15 protein-coding genes are annotated in these 16,012 nt (G+C 54.9%); 5 read left to right on the forward strand and 10 right to left on the reverse strand.

Features of this window, described 5'->3' with window-relative positions:
- Positions 1 to 6: 6 nt before the first annotated feature.
- The 4 genes from ffh to wecB all read right to left on the reverse strand — a co-directional run bounded on the left by ffh (position 7) and on the right by wecB (position 3,745).
- A complete protein-coding gene (gene ffh, locus J2Z18_RS11055; RefSeq protein ID WP_007132102.1) occupies positions 7 to 1,386 on the reverse strand; it encodes a signal recognition particle protein in 1,380 nt (459 codons plus the stop codon).
- Positions 1,387 to 1,407: 21 nt separating this feature from the next.
- A complete protein-coding gene (locus tag J2Z18_RS11060) occupies positions 1,408 to 1,764 on the reverse strand; it encodes a putative DNA-binding protein (protein ID WP_007132103.1) in 357 nt (118 codons plus the stop codon).
- Between the two features lie 135 nt (positions 1,765 to 1,899).
- A complete protein-coding gene (gene trhA, locus J2Z18_RS11065; RefSeq protein ID WP_007132104.1) occupies positions 1,900 to 2,547 on the reverse strand; it encodes a PAQR family membrane homeostasis protein TrhA in 648 nt (215 codons plus the stop codon).
- Positions 2,548 to 2,629: 82 nt separating this feature from the next.
- On the reverse strand, positions 2,630 to 3,745 hold the full coding sequence (gene wecB, locus J2Z18_RS11070; protein WP_007132105.1) for a non-hydrolyzing UDP-N-acetylglucosamine 2-epimerase: 1,116 nt from the start codon (positions 3,743 to 3,745) through the stop codon (positions 2,630 to 2,632).
- Positions 3,746 to 3,937: 192 nt separating this feature from the next.
- Between wecB and J2Z18_RS11075 the strand changes: the two genes are divergently transcribed.
- The 5 genes from J2Z18_RS11075 (at position 3,938) to J2Z18_RS11095 (ending at position 7,838) form a co-directional block, all read left to right on the forward strand.
- A complete protein-coding gene (locus tag J2Z18_RS11075) occupies positions 3,938 to 4,966 on the forward strand; it encodes a glycosyltransferase (RefSeq protein ID WP_007132106.1) in 1,029 nt (342 codons plus the stop codon).
- Positions 4,963 to 6,180 (forward strand): glycosyltransferase family 2 protein, encoded by a 1,218-nt coding sequence (locus J2Z18_RS11080; RefSeq protein WP_007132107.1) that lies wholly within the window; start codon positions 4,963 to 4,965, stop codon positions 6,178 to 6,180. The genes J2Z18_RS11075 and J2Z18_RS11080 overlap by 4 nt, the downstream gene beginning before the upstream one ends.
- Before the next feature lie 42 nt (positions 6,181 to 6,222).
- On the forward strand, positions 6,223 to 7,230 hold the full coding sequence (locus tag J2Z18_RS11085) for a polysaccharide pyruvyl transferase family protein (RefSeq protein WP_007132108.1): 1,008 nt from the start codon (positions 6,223 to 6,225) through the stop codon (positions 7,228 to 7,230).
- A gap of 18 nt (positions 7,231 to 7,248) precedes the next feature.
- Positions 7,249 to 7,569 carry a hypothetical protein gene (locus J2Z18_RS11090; protein WP_007132109.1) on the forward strand — a complete coding sequence of 107 codons (321 nt, stop codon included), beginning with the start codon at positions 7,249 to 7,251 and terminating at the stop codon, positions 7,567 to 7,569.
- Between the two features lie 65 nt (positions 7,570 to 7,634).
- The gene (locus J2Z18_RS11095) at positions 7,635 to 7,838 is read left to right on the forward strand and encodes a hypothetical protein (RefSeq protein WP_007132110.1); all 204 of its coding nucleotides are present in this window, start codon (positions 7,635 to 7,637) and stop codon (positions 7,836 to 7,838) included.
- 157 nt (positions 7,839 to 7,995) lie between these two features.
- Here J2Z18_RS11095 and ftsY read toward each other — a convergent pair whose 3' ends face one another.
- The 6 genes from ftsY to fabG all read right to left on the reverse strand — a co-directional run bounded on the left by ftsY (position 7,996) and on the right by fabG (position 16,011).
- Positions 7,996 to 8,994, reverse strand: a complete 999-nt coding sequence (gene ftsY, locus J2Z18_RS11100) for a signal recognition particle-docking protein FtsY (RefSeq protein ID WP_007132112.1) — start codon at positions 8,992 to 8,994, stop codon at positions 7,996 to 7,998.
- A 29-nt stretch (positions 8,995 to 9,023) separates the two neighbouring features.
- Complete coding sequence (gene smc / locus J2Z18_RS11105) at positions 9,024 to 12,593, reverse strand: chromosome segregation protein SMC (RefSeq protein ID WP_007132113.1); 3,570 nt, start codon at positions 12,591 to 12,593, stop codon at positions 9,024 to 9,026.
- 210 nt (positions 12,594 to 12,803) lie between these two features.
- Positions 12,804 to 13,502 (reverse strand): ribonuclease III, encoded by a 699-nt coding sequence (gene rnc, locus J2Z18_RS11110; protein WP_028406687.1) that lies wholly within the window; start codon positions 13,500 to 13,502, stop codon positions 12,804 to 12,806.
- Positions 13,503 to 13,514: 12 nt separating this feature from the next.
- Entirely contained in the window at positions 13,515 to 14,753 is a 1,239-nt protein-coding gene (gene fabF / locus J2Z18_RS11115) for a beta-ketoacyl-ACP synthase II (protein WP_007132115.1), read from the reverse strand.
- Positions 14,754 to 14,914: 161 nt separating this feature from the next.
- Positions 14,915 to 15,148 (reverse strand): acyl carrier protein, encoded by a 234-nt coding sequence (gene acpP / locus J2Z18_RS11120; RefSeq protein ID WP_007132116.1) that lies wholly within the window; start codon positions 15,146 to 15,148, stop codon positions 14,915 to 14,917.
- Positions 15,149 to 15,261: 113 nt separating this feature from the next.
- Positions 15,262 to 16,011 carry a 3-oxoacyl-[acyl-carrier-protein] reductase gene (gene fabG / locus J2Z18_RS11125; protein ID WP_007132117.1) on the reverse strand — a complete coding sequence of 250 codons (750 nt, stop codon included), beginning with the start codon at positions 16,009 to 16,011 and terminating at the stop codon, positions 15,262 to 15,264.
- Position 16,012 lies beyond the last annotated feature (1 nt).

The following is a 16,012-nucleotide window of genomic DNA, read 5'->3' on the forward strand; positions in this document are numbered from 1 at the left end:
TCCTTCTTAACGGAAAGGAAACTTCATTCCTTTGCCGGTTAATCCTTTAAGCTGTTTCAGTGCCTTGTTCTTGCCGCCCTTAGGGCCCATCATATCCGAAAACTGCTTCATGACGCGCCGCATCTCGTCGAATTGCTTGATGAGACGGTTCACCTCGGCGAGCGATGTTCCGCTGCCAGCGGCAATCCGCTTCCGGCGGTTATGGTTGATGATGTCAGGCTGCTGCTTCTCTTCGGTCGTCATCGAATGCACGATCGCCTCGATGCGCCCCATCTGCTTCTCATCCACCTTCAGATCCTTTGCCTGCTTCATCTTGCCCATGCCGGGGATCATATCCATCAGCTGATCAAGCGGGCCAAGCTTCTTCACCTGCTCCATCTGCTCCAAGAAATCCTCGAACGTAAACTCCGCGTTGCGCATTTTACGTTCCATTTCCTTCGCTTTCTCGGCGTCGATGTTCGACTGCGCCTTCTCGATCAAGGAAAGCATATCGCCCATGCCGAGAATCCGGGAAGCCATCCGTTCCGGATGGAAAGGCTCAAGCGCATCGATCTTCTCGCCGAGTGCGGCGAATTTGATCGGACATCCTGTGACGGCCTTGACCGACAAGGCCGCGCCGCCGCGGGTATCGCCGTCGAGCTTGGTCAGCACGACGCCGGTCAGAGTAAGCTGCTGATTGAAGCTCTCAGCCACATTCACCGCATCCTGACCCGTCATGGCATCCACCACGAGCAGAACCTCATCCGGGTTCACCGCGCTGTGGATTTGCTTCAGCTCCTCCATCAGCTCTTCATCGACATGAAGGCGTCCGGCAGTATCGATGATGACATAATCATGGCCGTTGTCCTTGGCATGCTGCAAGCCCTGCTTCGCAATCTCCACCGGGCTTGTCTTGTCTCCGAGCGAAAACACCGGCACTTTAATCTGTTCGCCAAGCACCTGGAGCTGCTTGATCGCAGCCGGGCGGTAAATATCGCCTGCGACGAGCAGCGGGCGGCTGTTCTGCTTCTGCAGCAGCTTCGCCAGCTTGCCCGAGGTCGTCGTCTTACCTGCACCTTGCAGACCCGCCATCATGATTACCGTAGGCGGCTTGCTGCTCTTGGCCAGCTTCGACTGGGTTCCGCCCATCAGCTCGGTCAATTCCTTATTAACGATATCGATGATGACCATGCCGGGCGTGAAGCTGTCCATCACTTCTTTCCCGATGGCCTTCTCCTTCACCTTGGCCACAAAATCCTTAACCACTTTGAAGTTAACATCGGCTTCCAATAGCGCGAGCCGAACCTCACGCATGGCGGCTGTTACATCTTCCTCGGATACCTTGCCCTTGCCGCGAAGCTTGCTGAATACGTTCTGCAGTCTGCTGGTCAATCCTTCAAACGCCATATCCGCCACCTCCGTTCGTACTTAATCCCATATCTTCAATCGTTCAACCATATCGGTCATCACGTGTTTCTCTTCATCATTCAATCCGCTGACCGCGAGCCGTTCCTGAAGCTTATCCAGCTCACGGATCCGCGCGTCGTGCTTCTTCAGAAGCCCAAGCTTCTCCTCATAGGACTCCAGCACCTGCTCCGCGCGTTTAATATGCTCGTAAACGGCCTGACGGCTGATTTCAAATTCTCCTGCGATTTCCCCCAGGGAAAAATCATCCAGGAAGTAATATTTCAGAAAGGTCCGCTGCTTCTCTGTCAGCAGCTGCTCATAGAAATCGAACAACAGATTGATCCGATTCGTCTTCTCGAGCCGATTCTCCTGACTCATGCAGGGCACCCCCTCGTCAAGGAAAAACACTTTACAGTTCACTTAACGAAACTTATCATACATAAAACAAAGAAGGATGTCAAGATATTTCCCTTGTCATCCTTCAATTTGGTGATCAACGGTTTATGCGGCCCTTCATCCGATCGGAAGAAGGTATATCAAAATTGCAAAGAAATGAAGCACCGAACCGGCCAGCACGAACAAATGCCAGATGGCATGGTGATACGGGAAGCCGCGCCATACATAGAAAATCGTGCCCAGCGTGTACAGAAGGCCGCCAATAACAAGCAGGTTTATGCCTTGGGGCGCAACCACGGCGGTCAGCGGATTCCAGGCAATAACGATCAGCCAGCCCATTGCAATGTAAAAGATGGTCGACAGAAACAGAAACTTTTTCACAAAGAACGCTTTAAATATGCAGCCTGCGATCGCGATTCCCCATACCACGCCGAACAGGCTCCAGCCAAGCGTGCCGCGGACGGCGACAAGCAGAAACGGCGTATAGGTTCCGGCAATGAACAAGTAGATGGAGGAATGATCCATAAACTCGAAAAAATCCTTTGCCTTCCCCTCCTTGAGGCTGTGCACGAGCGTGGAATTCAAATACAGCAGCAGCATCGTCGTACCGTAAATCGTGAAGCTCACCACATGCCAAGCCGTGCCTTTCAGACTGGAAAACACGATCAGGAGCACCAGCGCGGCCACGCTGAGCGCCGCCCCTATGCCATGGGTAATGGCATTAGCGATTTCCTCCCTGCGCGGATAAACGTGCGTATTTGCCATAGCTAAAAAATCCTTTCGCTTTAGATCTTAGCCTCTATTATAAACCCCTGCGGGAGGCAAAATCCAGCGAGCTGCTTAGAACCTACTCACCGGATGCGTCAAAATAGTTGCGGATTGCGCTTACGATCTGCGCGGAGGCGGTGCCGTCCCCGAACGGATTGGCCGCCTTGGCCATGGCCGCATATGCCCTCGGATCGAATAACAGTTCCTTGATTCCCTTTACAACGGCTCGCGTATCTGTCCCGACACATTTCAAGGTTCCCGCAATTACGCCTTCCGGCCTCTCCGTCTTGTCGCGCAGAACAAGGACCGGTTTGCCTAGAGAAGGGGCTTCCTCCTGAATGCCTCCGGAATCCGTCAACACCATGTACGAGCGCTTCATGATATGATGCAGATCCACGACGTCCAGCGGCGCAGTCAGGTGTACCCGATCCTCTCCCGCCAATCCATCCGATACCGCCTTCTGAATCGCAGGGTTCGGATGAACCGGATAGATCACCTCGATGTCCGGATTTTCCCGGATCAGCTGTTTGATCGCTTGAAACACATGGCTCATCGGCTCGCCCCAATTCTCTCTGCGATGCATGGTCATCAGAATCCAGCGCGTATCCTTTCTGAGCTTGTGCTGCAGCGGATGCGTAAACGGCGCGCTCAACGTCCATTTCATCGCATCGATCCCCGTGTTTCCCGTTACATAGATATGCCGGGTCCGATTCTCCTTCATCAGATGCTCAGCCGCCAGCCTTGTCGGGGCAAAATGCATGTCCGCAACCCGGCCGATCCACTCCCGGTTCATTTCCTCGGGAAAAGGCGCGTACTTGTCATAGGTTCTAAGGCCCGCCTCCACATGGCCGATCGGCACCTTTGCATAATAGGCCGCCAACGCTCCAATAAAAGCCGTTGTCGTATCCCCATGGACGAGGACCATATCATATTTGTTCTTTTGAAAGACCTCTTCCATCCCCCGGAGCAGATCCGCACTTAGGCTGTACAGGCTTTGCCCTTCCTTCATCATATTCAAATCCATGTCAGCATGAATATCGAAAAATTGAAGCACCTGATCGAGCATCTCCCGATGCTGCCCGGTGACACAGACAACCGGCATAAAGCCCGGAGTCTGCTCTAACTCCTTGACCAAGGGAGCCATTTTGATCGCTTCCGGTCGCGTACCGAAAACGACAAGCACCTTTTTATCCACAAATCTCACTCCTCACTCGCAATGGATATCATCATCCCGAGCATTATATGAAAAATTGGTAGAATCGTTCCGATTCTGGTGCCGCCCCTAGCATCATAATCAACCAATTTCGCTTCTCTTGTTCAATCGTCCAATCTTAAAAGCTATCAATGCATATAGTAACCCTAGAACCAAAGAAAGGAGGAAAACCTCTTGGCTGTCATCATTTACCCGAGAACGATGAACTGGTCTTATATGAAGCAAAGACCGCAGCAGCTTATGACTCAATTAGGCGCACTAGGTCATCAGGTTTTCTTCGAAAACCTGGCACCGCTGGATTCAGAGTTTACAGAGATTGAAGAGAATGTCTATCTATTTACGGATACGAAGGCGTTCTTGTACAAGAAGCTTCCTGCTCTTCGCAAGGAGCACCCGGTTGTCGTCTGGACGACCTGGTCCAAGCTCCGCACACGCATCGAGACGCTGTTCAAGCCGGACATTACGATCTATGACTGCTGTGATGAATTTCCGCACTGGGCGAAATACGAGCCGAAGATGATCGAATCGGCAGACCATGTTGTGTGCACGGCCGATGTGATCCACACCCGTCTTTCGCTTGCGTATCCGGAAAAACCACTGACCTTGATTCCAAACGGAGCGGATCCTTCATTCTTCCATATCCCGGCAACGGAGCGTCCCGCCGACCTGCCGGAAGGTCCCGTTGCCGCTTATATCGGCGCCTGGGCTTATTGGGTCGATCATGAGCTGTTTGCTAAGGCGGCTGCCGCATATCCCCATGTCCATTTCGTTTCGATCGGCGCTCCTTACGGCAGCTCGGGAGATTACTCGCACCTTCCCAATGTGCATATTCTCGGTGAAAAGCCCCACTATGAGCTCAAGCGCTATCTTCGCCATATCGATGTTGCCTTAATCCCGTTTCAATATCATCCGATTACGCTTGCCACCAATCCGGTAAAAGCCTACGAGTATATGGCAGCAGGCGTCCGCGTATTATCGACCGCCCTGCCGGAGTGCATCGCCATGGAACCGCATGTGAGAACCGCGACCACCCATGACGATTTCATCTCGAAACTTGGCGATATTCTACAGCACCCGGATTCGGAGGAGAGCAAGCAGGCCAGAATCGCCTATGCACGCAGCAACCGCTGGATCGAGCGCGGTAAGGCGGCGGATCAGGTCATTGCGGAAACGATTCGTCTCAGAGGGCTCGGCGGGAGATGAAGACGCTTGACATTCTTCATTCCCGGCCCTTCGGCTTCACCCGGGACGAGATTGCCGCCTATCGCGACCGGATTCTCGAAGAAGTGCGCCGGTCCGGCAGCGAGTGGGTAGTATCAAGCAGCATGAGCCTTCCTGCCCATAGGCAATGGCTCCGATCCTACGACTGGGCTTCCGATATACCGCAGGAAGCCGTCTGTATATGTGTGGACGGGATCCCCTGCTTATGGCGGAGGGAATGGCTCCGAAACCGCCTGTCGGAATGGAACAGCCGCCTTCCGGCAGCACGCTTTCTTCAGGATGATCTGATGCCGGATGACGAGAGCCAAATTTTCCGGACGGAAACGTCTTTTTCGGGAGGCTTAAGCATCGAAGGCTCCGGAAGCCGAAATCTCACCAGCCGAATCCCGATTTCTCAGCTTCATGATCGCGAATATATTGCCCCTCTCCTTGCCGCTGCACAGCAGCATCCGCCCCATTTGCATGTTCCTTCACAACAAGCAGCGTGTTCTGTTACCCGAGTGAAGCCTGCTGTTTCCATTCTCATGAGCGTTCACAATATGCGAGACACCATGGGCTGGAGCATCCGCTCGGTGCTGGCGCAGTCCAGCGAGGATTGGGAGCTGATCATCGGCGATGACGCCTCGGATGACGACACCCTTGAAGAAGCATGCTTTTATTCCGACCCCCGCATTAAGATCCTTCTGCATTCGCGCAATCGCGGCAAGGCGGTCATGATGAACCGGCTGCTTGAGGAAGCCAGGGGCCGCTATATACTGGAGCTGGACGGCGATGACTGGCTTGCTCCAGATACGGTGCGGCTGCTGTCCGAAGCTCTTGACCAGGCGCCGGAAGCCGGCATGGCGACAGCCTCCTATGCGTGGTGGATCCGTACGAGACAATTGGGACCGGTCTGGAAAGGCACCATGAGCAGCGTGAACCCGCCGGAGCAGGCCCTTTCCTCGCAACATTCCGCGCTGGCCCATCCCCTCGTTCCTCGGATGTACCGAGCAGCATCGCTGAAGGCGATCGGAGGGTGGTGGGACCGGGAGGATCGCTTCGGACGAATATTTGAAGATATCGAACTAACCTCCCGCTTGCTTGACCATCACCTTCTCGTTCAGGTTCCGGCTGTGTTGTATCACCGCGTAATTTACGGGAGCAGCATCAGCCAGCGCAGCCGGGACCTGTTCCCGGCCTGGCGTAAATCCCGTTAACGTCGATGCGGTTCGGCTTGACTATAAAGGAGGTGAAACGTTATGCAAATTGCCGCTTCCGGATATTACGGAATGGGAAATTTCGGGGACGATCTGTTCCTTCATACCCTCCGCCAGGTTTTTGACAATCACCACGTCTACCCTTGGAATTCCCGGCTGGACCCGAATCAGACCGATGCGTTCATCATCGGTGGAGGCGATCTGATCACGCCTTACTCCTTCAACAACTATTATTTCCCTGAACAGCTCAAGGGAAGGCCTGTCTGGGTCTATGGCGTTGGCATTGTGGACGCTTACCCCGAGCACACCTGGCCGGAGGATCAGGTCTCCGCTTACCGGGATATGATCTCGGCGGCCCAGCGTGCGGTGTTCCGGGATGAGAGGTCCCAAGCGATCGCGCAGCGGGCTAGGTTTCACCGAAATGCCGAGGTCGCTCCGGATATCGTGTTCGGATACCGGCAGCCGGCCATTCCCGTAAAGCGTTTCTCGAGACGTCCGACGATCGGCGTGGTCGTATTCTCGTATTCTTCCTTCCCGATGGACAATATGACGAAGCTGCTTGCGCATTTGAACCAAAAGGGGTACCACTTGGCTCTCATACCGGTCATCCATCATCCGGGCAATGCCTATTCCGACTACAGCACATGCTTGCAGCTGCAGCAGAAGGTGAAGGAGCTGTCGCCGCACGCGTCGATCGAAACGCTTCCTTTTCTGATGGATATCGAGCTGACGTACAGCTTCATTCAATCCGTCGATTATTTGATCTCCTTCAAGCTTCACCCGTCCCTTGCGGCCCTTCGGGGAGGTAAGCCTGTCCTGGCCTTCAGCACGATGGGCAAAGTGCACAGTCTTCTGTGCTCTTTCGGGCTTGGGCAGTACGTGGTCGATTACCGGCAGCCGCTGGATGAATTGGTTGAACGCGCCGAGCGTTTTTTGAAATACGGGCCCGGCCACCTGGACTGCGCACTGCCGCTCATCCGGGACACCGAGCAACGAAGCCTGGCTTCCCTGCTCGAGCTAAAGTCTGACATTGAACAATTCAAACGATAACAGAAAGGAGAATGACCCATGTGCTGTTTCCTGTTCGGCAGACGACTTGCTGCCAAAGTAAAGGCGTTATCGCGCCAGGTTGAGCTTCTCAGCCGGCAAACCGAACACTTAACCGAACGGGTAGAATCGCTGGAGGACCAGGTTCGAACCGGGTTGATCATCATTCCGGAGCTGATTGAATATTTCGGAGCCCGGATCGGCCAGAGGGTACGTGTAGGCACGACCTTCGTTACCCTGGAAGGCGTCGTTCTGGCGACGGCCGACGACGGAGTCCAGCTCCGGGAGGCTTCTGGCGATCTCGTTCTGATTCCTTTTACCAATATTACGTCCGTGCAGTAACGTTTGCTCGAGAGAGACTGATTGGATTCACTGTTCATGATTTTGAAAAAGGAGGCGAACCCCTTATGCGTTTTGTAGATTGGCTCCAAGGCTTTATCGGATCCGAAACCGAGGTGGCGGTGTCCGGCGATATCATCGTCGGGACGTTAACCGCGGTCGAAGACAGCACCGTGACGTTAAAGGTGCCGCCGATCATTTATGGTCCTCCGACCGATACGGCGATCATTCCGCTCCGGTCGATCGAATTCGTACGCATCGTTTCGTCCTGATCGGGTTCCTGTAACTTAGACAGTAAAAGGAGGGGAGGCATGGCGCGCCCGCATGCCTTGCCAAATAATAAAGAGGCGGCCCTTAGGTCACAGACCTTGAGGCTCGCCTCTTTGTTATGCTTCACGATGTATTCCATAACGGATTAGCGAATACAGATCAATTCGAGTCCGCAGGGCCTTCTTCTTCTTTGATCAGCCCGGCGAACAGCGCATGCACGAACTGCTCGGAATCGAAGGTCTGCAGATCCTCCATCTTCTCCCCGAGGCCTACGAGCTTCACCGGCAGGTTCAGCTCCTGGCGGATGGCGATAACGATGCCGCCCTTTGCCGTTCCATCGAGCTTTGTGAGGACAAGTCCGGTTACGCCGCTCTTCTCGCCGAACAGCTTCGCCTGACTCAGCGCATTCTGGCCTGTCGTAGCATCCAGCACCATCAGCACTTCATGCGGCGCACTCGGAATTTCCCGCTGGATCACGCGGAAGATCTTGTTAAGCTCTTCCATCAGATTCGTTTTGTTCTGGAGGCGTCCAGCCGTATCGCAGAGCAGGACATCCGCTTGCCGCTGCTTGGCCGCTTGTACGGCGTCAAACATGACGGCCGCCGGGTCCGATCCCGCCTGCTGCTTGATGACTTCAACGCCAACCCGCTCGCCCCAAACCTCGAGCTGCTCGATCGCCCCTGCGCGGAAGGTATCTCCTGCCGCCAGCAGCACTTTTTTCCCTTGCTGCTTGTAGCGGTGTGCCAGCTTGCCGATCGTTGTGGTCTTGCCAACGCCGTTGACGCCGACAAACAGGATCACCGTAATGCCGTCCGGATTTTCGCGGAGCTCGTTGCTGCTGTCATCGCGAAGCAGCTCCATCAGCTTCTCGGACAATACCGGCTGCAAATCCGCCGCATCCTCGATCCGGCGCTTCTTGACCTCCGCCCGGAGGTCGTCCATCAGATCCATCACCGTATTGACGCCGACATCGGCACCGATCAGGATCTCCTCCAGCTCCTCATAGAACTCCTCGTCTATTTTTTTGCGCCGGGTTACAAGATCCGATACCTTCTCGATGAATCCCTTCCGCGTTTTTTCGAGTCCGTCGCGGAACTGCTTCGTTACATTCTCGGTCTTGCTCGAAATGCTCTCTTTCAATCTCTTAAAAAAGCTCATAGTTCCCTCCACACATGTTAAATGTTCTATCAGGCAATTTCCGCTTCTTCATTCTCCAGCTTGACGGACACGAGCTTCGATACGCCGCCTTCCTCCATCGTGACCCCGTACAGCACGTCCGCTTCTTCCATCGTTCCTTTACGGTGAGTGACCACGATAAACTGCGTCTGCTCGGAAAACTCGCGCAAATACTGGGCAAAGCGCACAACGTTCGCTTCATCCAGTGCCGCCTCGACCTCATCCAGCACGCAGAACGGCACCGGCTTCACATGCAGAATGGCGAATAGAAGCGCCATGGCGGTCAGCGCACGTTCTCCGCCTGACAGCAGCTGCAGATTTTGCAGCTTCTTGCCCGGCGGCTGCGCGACGATATCGATACCCGTCTCCAAGAGACGATCCGGATCGATCAGAACAAGGTCTGCGCGCCCGCCTCCGAACAGCTTCGTAAATACGGTTCCGAACTCGCGGCGAATCGCATCAAAGGTCTGCTTAAAGCGCCTTGACATCTCATCATCCATTTCTTTGATGACTTGATACAGCGTCGTTTTCGCCTCGACCAGGTCGGCCTTCTGTTCGCTGAGGAACTGATAGCGTTCATTGACGCGCTGGTATTCCTCAATCGCGCCGAGGTTCACGTCCCCGAGGCCAGCAATGGAGCGCTTCAAATCCCGCACTTCATGCTGCGCGGACGTCACGTCCTCCGGCACCGGGTAGCGCTGCTTGGCCAGCTCATAGCTGAGCTCGTAATCCTCGCTTAATTTCTTAAGTATATTCTCCAGCTCCACATCGAGCCGGTTAACTCCGATTTCGGTCTCGCGGAGCTTATCTTCCACCGCTTTCAGCTGGATGCGCTGCTCCTTTGTCTCGCTCTCCGCTAGCTCCAGCTTTCGGCCAAGAGCCGTGCGCGCCGCCCGCTTGAACTCGAGCTGCTGCGCCGCCTCTTCCTTCTTCAGCTTGTACTCGTTCAAATTCTCGATCTGCTTGACGCTTTCGCGCTCATTCTGCTCGAGGTCGGCTTGAACCGAGGCCAGCATCGTACGGTTCTGCTTTTGTTGTTTCTCATGATTATCGACATCGGATTGCAGCCGCTTCAGCTGCTCCTCCAATGAGAAGGTCTCCTGATCCAGCTTGCCCTCACGGACTTTGAGCAGCGTAAGCTGGCTCTGCAGCTCTTCCTTGGCCGACTCATTGGCCTTGCGGGCAAATTCCGCCGCTTGAATGGCCTGATGCGTCGCCTTCTCCTCTTCCTCCAGCTGCTGCAGGAGCTTCTCCGCGCGGGCTCTCGCCTCCTGAATCTGCTTCGCTTCCTGCTCCTGGCTGCTCTTCTCCTCGCCGGCAAGCTCTGCCTGCTCCAGCACGTGACGCAGCTCATGCTCCAGCTGCTTCCGGTCTCCAGCCGCCTGCTGCTCTTCAATGCGCTTGTCGTCCCCTGCTTTACGCAGCGAATCCAGCTTATCCTGAGATTCCAGCATTTGCGTTCGTACGCCTTCGATGCCTTGGCGAAGCTTGTCCAGCTGGCGCTCGGTTTCCGTAATCTCTTGATCCAGCTGCTCCAGCTGGCGTTTGCGGCCAAGCAGGCTGTTCGTTTTCTTATGATGGCTTCCGCCGGTCATCGAACCGCCCGCATTGACGACATCTCCTTCCAGCGTCACGACACGGAAGCGGTAGGAGAACCGCGCTGCAATCTTGTTGGCCTGCTCCAGCGTCTCGGCAATCACGACATTGCCGAGCAAGCTGCCGACGATGTTGCTGTAACGCGGATCGTACTGCACGAGCTCGGAGCCGAAGCCGACAAACCCTGGCTCCCCTTCGGCCAGCGACCGGTCCGATCCGGAGACATTCCGCGGCCGGATGACGTCCAGCGGCAGAAATGTCGCCCGTCCTAGCTGCCGCTGCTTCAGGAAGGAGATCGCCTGCCGCGATACCGCTTCGTTATCCATAACGATATGCTGTACCGATGCTCCGAGCGCCGTTTCCATGGCCAGCTCCAGCCTTTCCGGCACGCGGATCAGCTCCGCCACCGCCCCATGGACACCCTGGAGCACCGATTTGCGCGATGCCTTCAGCACTTCCTTAACGCCCAGCATGAAGCCGTCAAAGTCATCCTGCAGCTCTTTCATGGTATCCCTGCGGGCAATTTGAGCTTCCCGCTTCTGCTCCCATTTCCGTAGCGCGCCCTGCGTCTCATCGAGCAGCTTCTGCAGCGACTGGTAACGCTCGCTCTCGCTGATGTACCCGCTGCGCAGATCGGCGATTTCCTTACCGAAGCGTTCGATGCTGCGGTCGATGCTCTCCTTGCGGCGAAGCAGATCCTCTTTCAAGGCCTCCCATTTGCCGGATTCCTCCTGTGCGCGATTCATCCGGCGCTCCAGCGCTTCCTGCTGTTGATCCGCATAACGGATTTCATTGCGCGCTTGGGCCATCCGGTTCATCAGCTCGAGCAAATTGCCTTTCAGGCTCTCCTCCTGCTCCTGGCTGATCCCGCCGGTGACGCCGACCAGCTTGGCTTCTTCCGCCGAGAGCTGATCCCGAACCTGAATCAGTTCCTGCTTCAGCTCCGACAGCTTGCTCTTCATGCGTTCAAGCTCTCCTACCCGCTCGGCAAGATGGGTATCGCCCGAATGGAGGCTGTCCTCCAGCTGCTCCCGCGTGCGCTCCAGATTCCGGCGGCGCTCCTTGAGCACTTCCCCGTACCCCTCGCTCTTCTCGAACAGCTCGCTGTATTGCAGAAGCTGGCTCTGGATGTCCTCCACTTCCTGCTCCAGCTGCCGCAGCGCCGATCGGTCGCTCTCCAGCTTGGCATCATGCGCGGAAACGACCGTTGACAGGGCAAGCTGCTCTTCCTTCAGCTGCTCGAGCTTTGCATTCGCTTCGCTCCATGCGTTATGAATCTGCTCAATTTGGTATACGTACAGCGATATTTCCTTATGCTTCAGCTCCTCGCGGAGCTCCTTGTAACGGACCGCTTTCTCGGACTGCTCCTTCAGCGGTCCGATCTGATCCTCAAGCTCTGTGACAAGATCGTGGATGCGGAGCAGGTTCTGCTCCGTCTCATCCAGCTTGCGCACGGATTCTTTTTTGCGCGATTTATATTTAACAATACCGGAAGCTTCCTCAAATATGCCCCTGCGGTCTTCCGATCTTGTGCTTAAGATCTCTTCGATACGCCCCTGTCCAATGATGGAATAGGCTTCCTTGCCGATCCCCGTGTCCATGAACAGCTCCGTAATATCCTTGAGCCTGCAGGACTGCCTGTTGATGAAATATTCGCTGTCGCCGCTTCGGTGCACCCGTCTGGTCACCGTTACCTCGTGAAAATCAAGCGGAAGCACATGATCCTCATTGTCGAGCGTAAGCGATACTTCGCCATAGTTGACCGCCTTACGCGCATCGCTGCCGGCAAAAATAATGTCCTCCATCTTCCCGCCGCGAAGCGATTTGGCGCTCTGCTCCCCAAGGACCCAGCGGATCCCGTCGGAGATGTTGCTCTTGCCGCTGCCATTCGGACCTACGACAGCCGTAATGCCGCGCACGAATTCCATCTCCGTTTTATCGGCAAACGACTTAAATCCTGCTAGCTCAATCCGTTTCAAAAACATATACGACCCATCACCTCTTTACGCTATTGTACCACAAGCAGAATCGGCTTTTCCGCTGTCTATGGACGGAGTTTTTCTTCCGAAAAAAGTCGACTCTCCTATCAGGATAGCTGGACAACGAAAAGAGCAAAAAACAGTCATTTCATCCGGATCCGGTTATCTGCCTGACTGCTCTTTGCTCTTTGTTTGTCCTATTCCTAAAGCGAAGCATCAGCCGTCCGAGCGCTTCAGCTGCTTGAGCGCTACCGCCGCCGCTTGCTGCTCGGCTTCCTTCTTGGATCTTCCGCTTCCGCGTCCAAGACATTTGCTTCCCATGTATACCTCTGAGACAAACTCCCGCTCATGTGCCGGTCCACGCTCCTCGACGATGCGATATTCCAGCGCACCCATGCTGTGATGCTGCGTCAGTTCTTGAAGCTCGGTCTTATAATCGCTCATCTGCGGACGGCCATTGACGGTGATTGAAGGAAATACATGATCGTGCAAAAATTGACGCACCGCCTCCAGTCCTTGATCCAGATAAAGCGCCCCCACAAACGATTCGAATACATCAGCCAGAAGAGCCGGGCGGGTACGTCCGCCCGTCATTTCCTCTCCCTTGCCGAGCAATACGTACCGTCCGAAATCCAGACGCAGGGCGAACTGCACAAGCGAAGGCTCGCATACGATGGAAGCCCGAAGCTTGGTCAGCTCTCCTTCCGGCCGGTCCGGAAACAGATTGTATAGAAACTCGCTGACGGTCAGCTCCAGAACCGCATCGCCCAAAAATTCGAGGCGTTCATTGTCCTGGTTCTGACTGAAGCGGTGTTCGTTTACATAAGATGCGTGGGTAAAGGCCTGCTTCAGCAGCATTGCATTTCGAAATTGAATATGGAGTTTATGCTGTAACTGCTTCAGATCTCCACTCAACACACTATCTCCTTACTCGGCGTATTTTTTCAGGATAATCGTTGCATTATGACCGCCGAACCCGAAGGAGTTGGACATGACGACGTCCAGATCGGCTTCGCGCGGATGATTTGGTACATAGTCGAGATCGCATTCTGGATCCTGATTCTCCAGATTGATCGTCGGCGCGATGCGCTGATGCTTCAGGCTCAGACCGCAAATAACCGCCTCAACCCCGCCGGCGGCTCCCAGCAGATGACCTGTCATCGATTTAGTGGAGCTTACCGCCACTTTATACGCATGATCGCCGAGCGCAAGCTTGACGGCTTGGGTCTCGGACCGGTCACCGACCGGCGTCGACGTGCCGTGGGCATTAATGTAATCCACTTCCTCCGGCGAGATGCCCGCGTCGCGGATCGCCATCTTCATGCAGCGTGCCGCTCCGTCAGGATCAGGCTCGGTAATGTGGTGAGCGTCTGCGCTAAGGCCGTAGCCAATGACCTCGGCATAGATTTTCGCTCCGCGCGCCTGAGCATGCTCCAGCGATTCGAGCACAAGCACTCCGGCGCCTTCACCCATGACAAATCCGTCGCGGCCCGTATCAAACGGCCGGCTTGCCTTCTCCGGCTCATCGTTGCGGGTCGACATCGCGCGCATCGCGCAGAAGCCCGCCATGCCGGTCGGACGGATCGTAGCCTCAGCTCCGCCGCAAATCATGACATCCGCATCGCCGCGCTGGATCAAACGGAACGAATCCCCGATCGAGTGCGTCCCGGTTGCGCAAGCCGTAACCTGTGTCGTATTCGGGCCTTTGGCTCCAAGGTTAATGGACATTTGACCGGAAGCCATGTTCGCGATCATCATCGGAATGAAGAACGGGCTGACGCGCTTCGGTCCCTTTTCAAGCAAAATGTTATGCTGGTCTTCCCAAGTACCGAGACCGCCGATGCCCGATCCGATCGACACGCCGACACGCTCTGCATCAACATTGCTTCCGATCTCGAGCCCGCTGTCCTCCAGCGCCTTCGAGCCTGCAGCAACGGCGAACTGTACGAAACGGTCCATTTTGCGGGCTTCCTTCCGGTCCATGTAATCCTCCGGATTGAAGTCCTTCATCGACGCTGCAATCTGCGTGGTGTATTCACTGACATCAAAGGATTCAATGCGGGATACACCCGATTTTCCTTCCATCAGGCTGTTCCAAAATGTGTCCAAGTCCTGACCGAGAGCTGTCATGACTCCCATTCCTGTTACAACGACTCTACGTTTCATCAAGCTCACCTCTATATGGACTGCTTGTCCCTCCCCTTCATCCGGTCAAGGATTCAACGAGAAGGGACATCGCAGCAATAATCTATCATTGGTTGCATGAATACGGCGATTGAATGAGGAGAAGTCCCGCCTGGCTAAAGAACGGGACTTAACTTTATGACTTAGGTATGAGATTGTATGTAGTTTACAACTTCACCTACGGTCGTAATTTTCTCCGCATCTTCATCAGAGATCTCCATATCAAACTCATCTTCCAATTCCATCACCAATTCCACTACATCGAGAGAATCAGCTCCAAGGTCATCTTTGAAAGATGCTTCTAGTGTCACGTCGGCTTCGTCAACACCCAGGCGGTCGACAACGATGCGTTTCACGCGTTCCAATACATCGGACATCCGGCTCACCTCCTCTTGGTAATTATACGAGATATGACTTCAAATTGCCATAGAAGGCATTTGAAAACGTTATAGTTTCGACGCCCTAGGCGTCTAGGCTGCGAAAGCGGCTTCTACATGTACATGCCGCCATCCACATGAAGCACCTGGCCGGTCATATAAGAGGCGCTTTCGGATGCCAGAAAAGCAACAACTCCGGCAACCTCCTCCGGCTGACCCAGCCGGGCAAGCGGAATGCCGCCAAGCAGCCCCTCTCTCATATCCTCAGACAGCTCCCGCGTCATGTCGGTATCGATAAAGCCCGGTGCCACTGCATTCACGGTAATGCCCCGTGATGCCAATTCGCGGGCGGCCGACTTCGTCAAACCGATGACGCCGGCCTTCGCGGCCACATAGTTGGCCTGGCCCGGATTGCCGAGCGCTCCGACGACGGAGGAAATATTGATGATCCGACCGTAGCGCTGCTTCATCATCGGACGGGTTACCGCCTTCAGGCAGTTGAACACCCCTTTAAGATTCGTCTCAATCACCTGATCGAATTCCTCTTCCTTCATGCGCATGATTAAATTATCTCTAGTAATCCCTGCATTATTCACAAGGATATCTATTCGACCAAATGCATCCAATACCTGCTTCACCATGGCATCCGCTTCATCAGCCCGTCCAACGTTGGATTGAATCGCGATGGCTGATACGCCTTTCGCGCGGACCGCTTCCACGACTTCCGCAGCGGCAGCTTCACTCCCTGCATAATTGACAGCGACGTTAGCGCCAAGATCGGCGAGCGCAAGCGCGATGCTGCGGCCGATGCCGCGGGAAGCACCCGTAACAAGCGCAGTCTGCCCCTTCAGTCCCTCATTCATA

The organism is Paenibacillus lactis, assembly GCF_017873605.1.
Lineage (GTDB): Bacteria > Bacillota > Bacilli > Paenibacillales > Paenibacillaceae > Paenibacillus_AQ > Paenibacillus_AQ lactis.

Coding starts and splice junctions, on each gene's coding strand:
- ffh (WP_007132102.1), bottom strand. CDS start 1,386: ATGGCGTTTGAAGGATTGACCAGCAGACTGCAGAACGTATTCAGCAAG.
- J2Z18_RS11060 (WP_007132103.1), bottom strand. CDS start 1,764: ATGAGTCAGGAGAATCGGCTCGAGAAGACGAATCGGATCAATCTGTTG.
- trhA (WP_007132104.1), bottom strand. CDS start 2,547: ATGGCAAATACGCACGTTTATCCGCGCAGGGAGGAAATCGCTAATGCC.
- J2Z18_RS11080 (WP_007132107.1), top strand. CDS start 4,963: ATGAAGACGCTTGACATTCTTCATTCCCGGCCCTTCGGCTTCACCCGG.
- J2Z18_RS11085 (WP_007132108.1), top strand. CDS start 6,223: ATGCAAATTGCCGCTTCCGGATATTACGGAATGGGAAATTTCGGGGAC.
- J2Z18_RS11090 (WP_007132109.1), top strand. CDS start 7,249: ATGTGCTGTTTCCTGTTCGGCAGACGACTTGCTGCCAAAGTAAAGGCG.
- J2Z18_RS11095 (WP_007132110.1), top strand. CDS start 7,635: ATGCGTTTTGTAGATTGGCTCCAAGGCTTTATCGGATCCGAAACCGAG.
- ftsY (WP_007132112.1), bottom strand. CDS start 8,994: ATGAGCTTTTTTAAGAGATTGAAAGAGAGCATTTCGAGCAAGACCGAG.
- smc (WP_007132113.1), bottom strand. CDS start 12,593: ATGTTTTTGAAACGGATTGAGCTAGCAGGATTTAAGTCGTTTGCCGAT.
- fabF (WP_007132115.1), bottom strand. CDS start 14,753: ATGAAACGTAGAGTCGTTGTAACAGGAATGGGAGTCATGACAGCTCTC.
- acpP (WP_007132116.1), bottom strand. CDS start 15,148: ATGTCCGATGTATTGGAACGCGTGAAACGCATCGTTGTCGACCGCCTG.
- fabG (WP_007132117.1), bottom strand. CDS start 16,011: ATGAATGAGGGACTGAAGGGGCAGACTGCGCTTGTTACGGGTGCTTCC.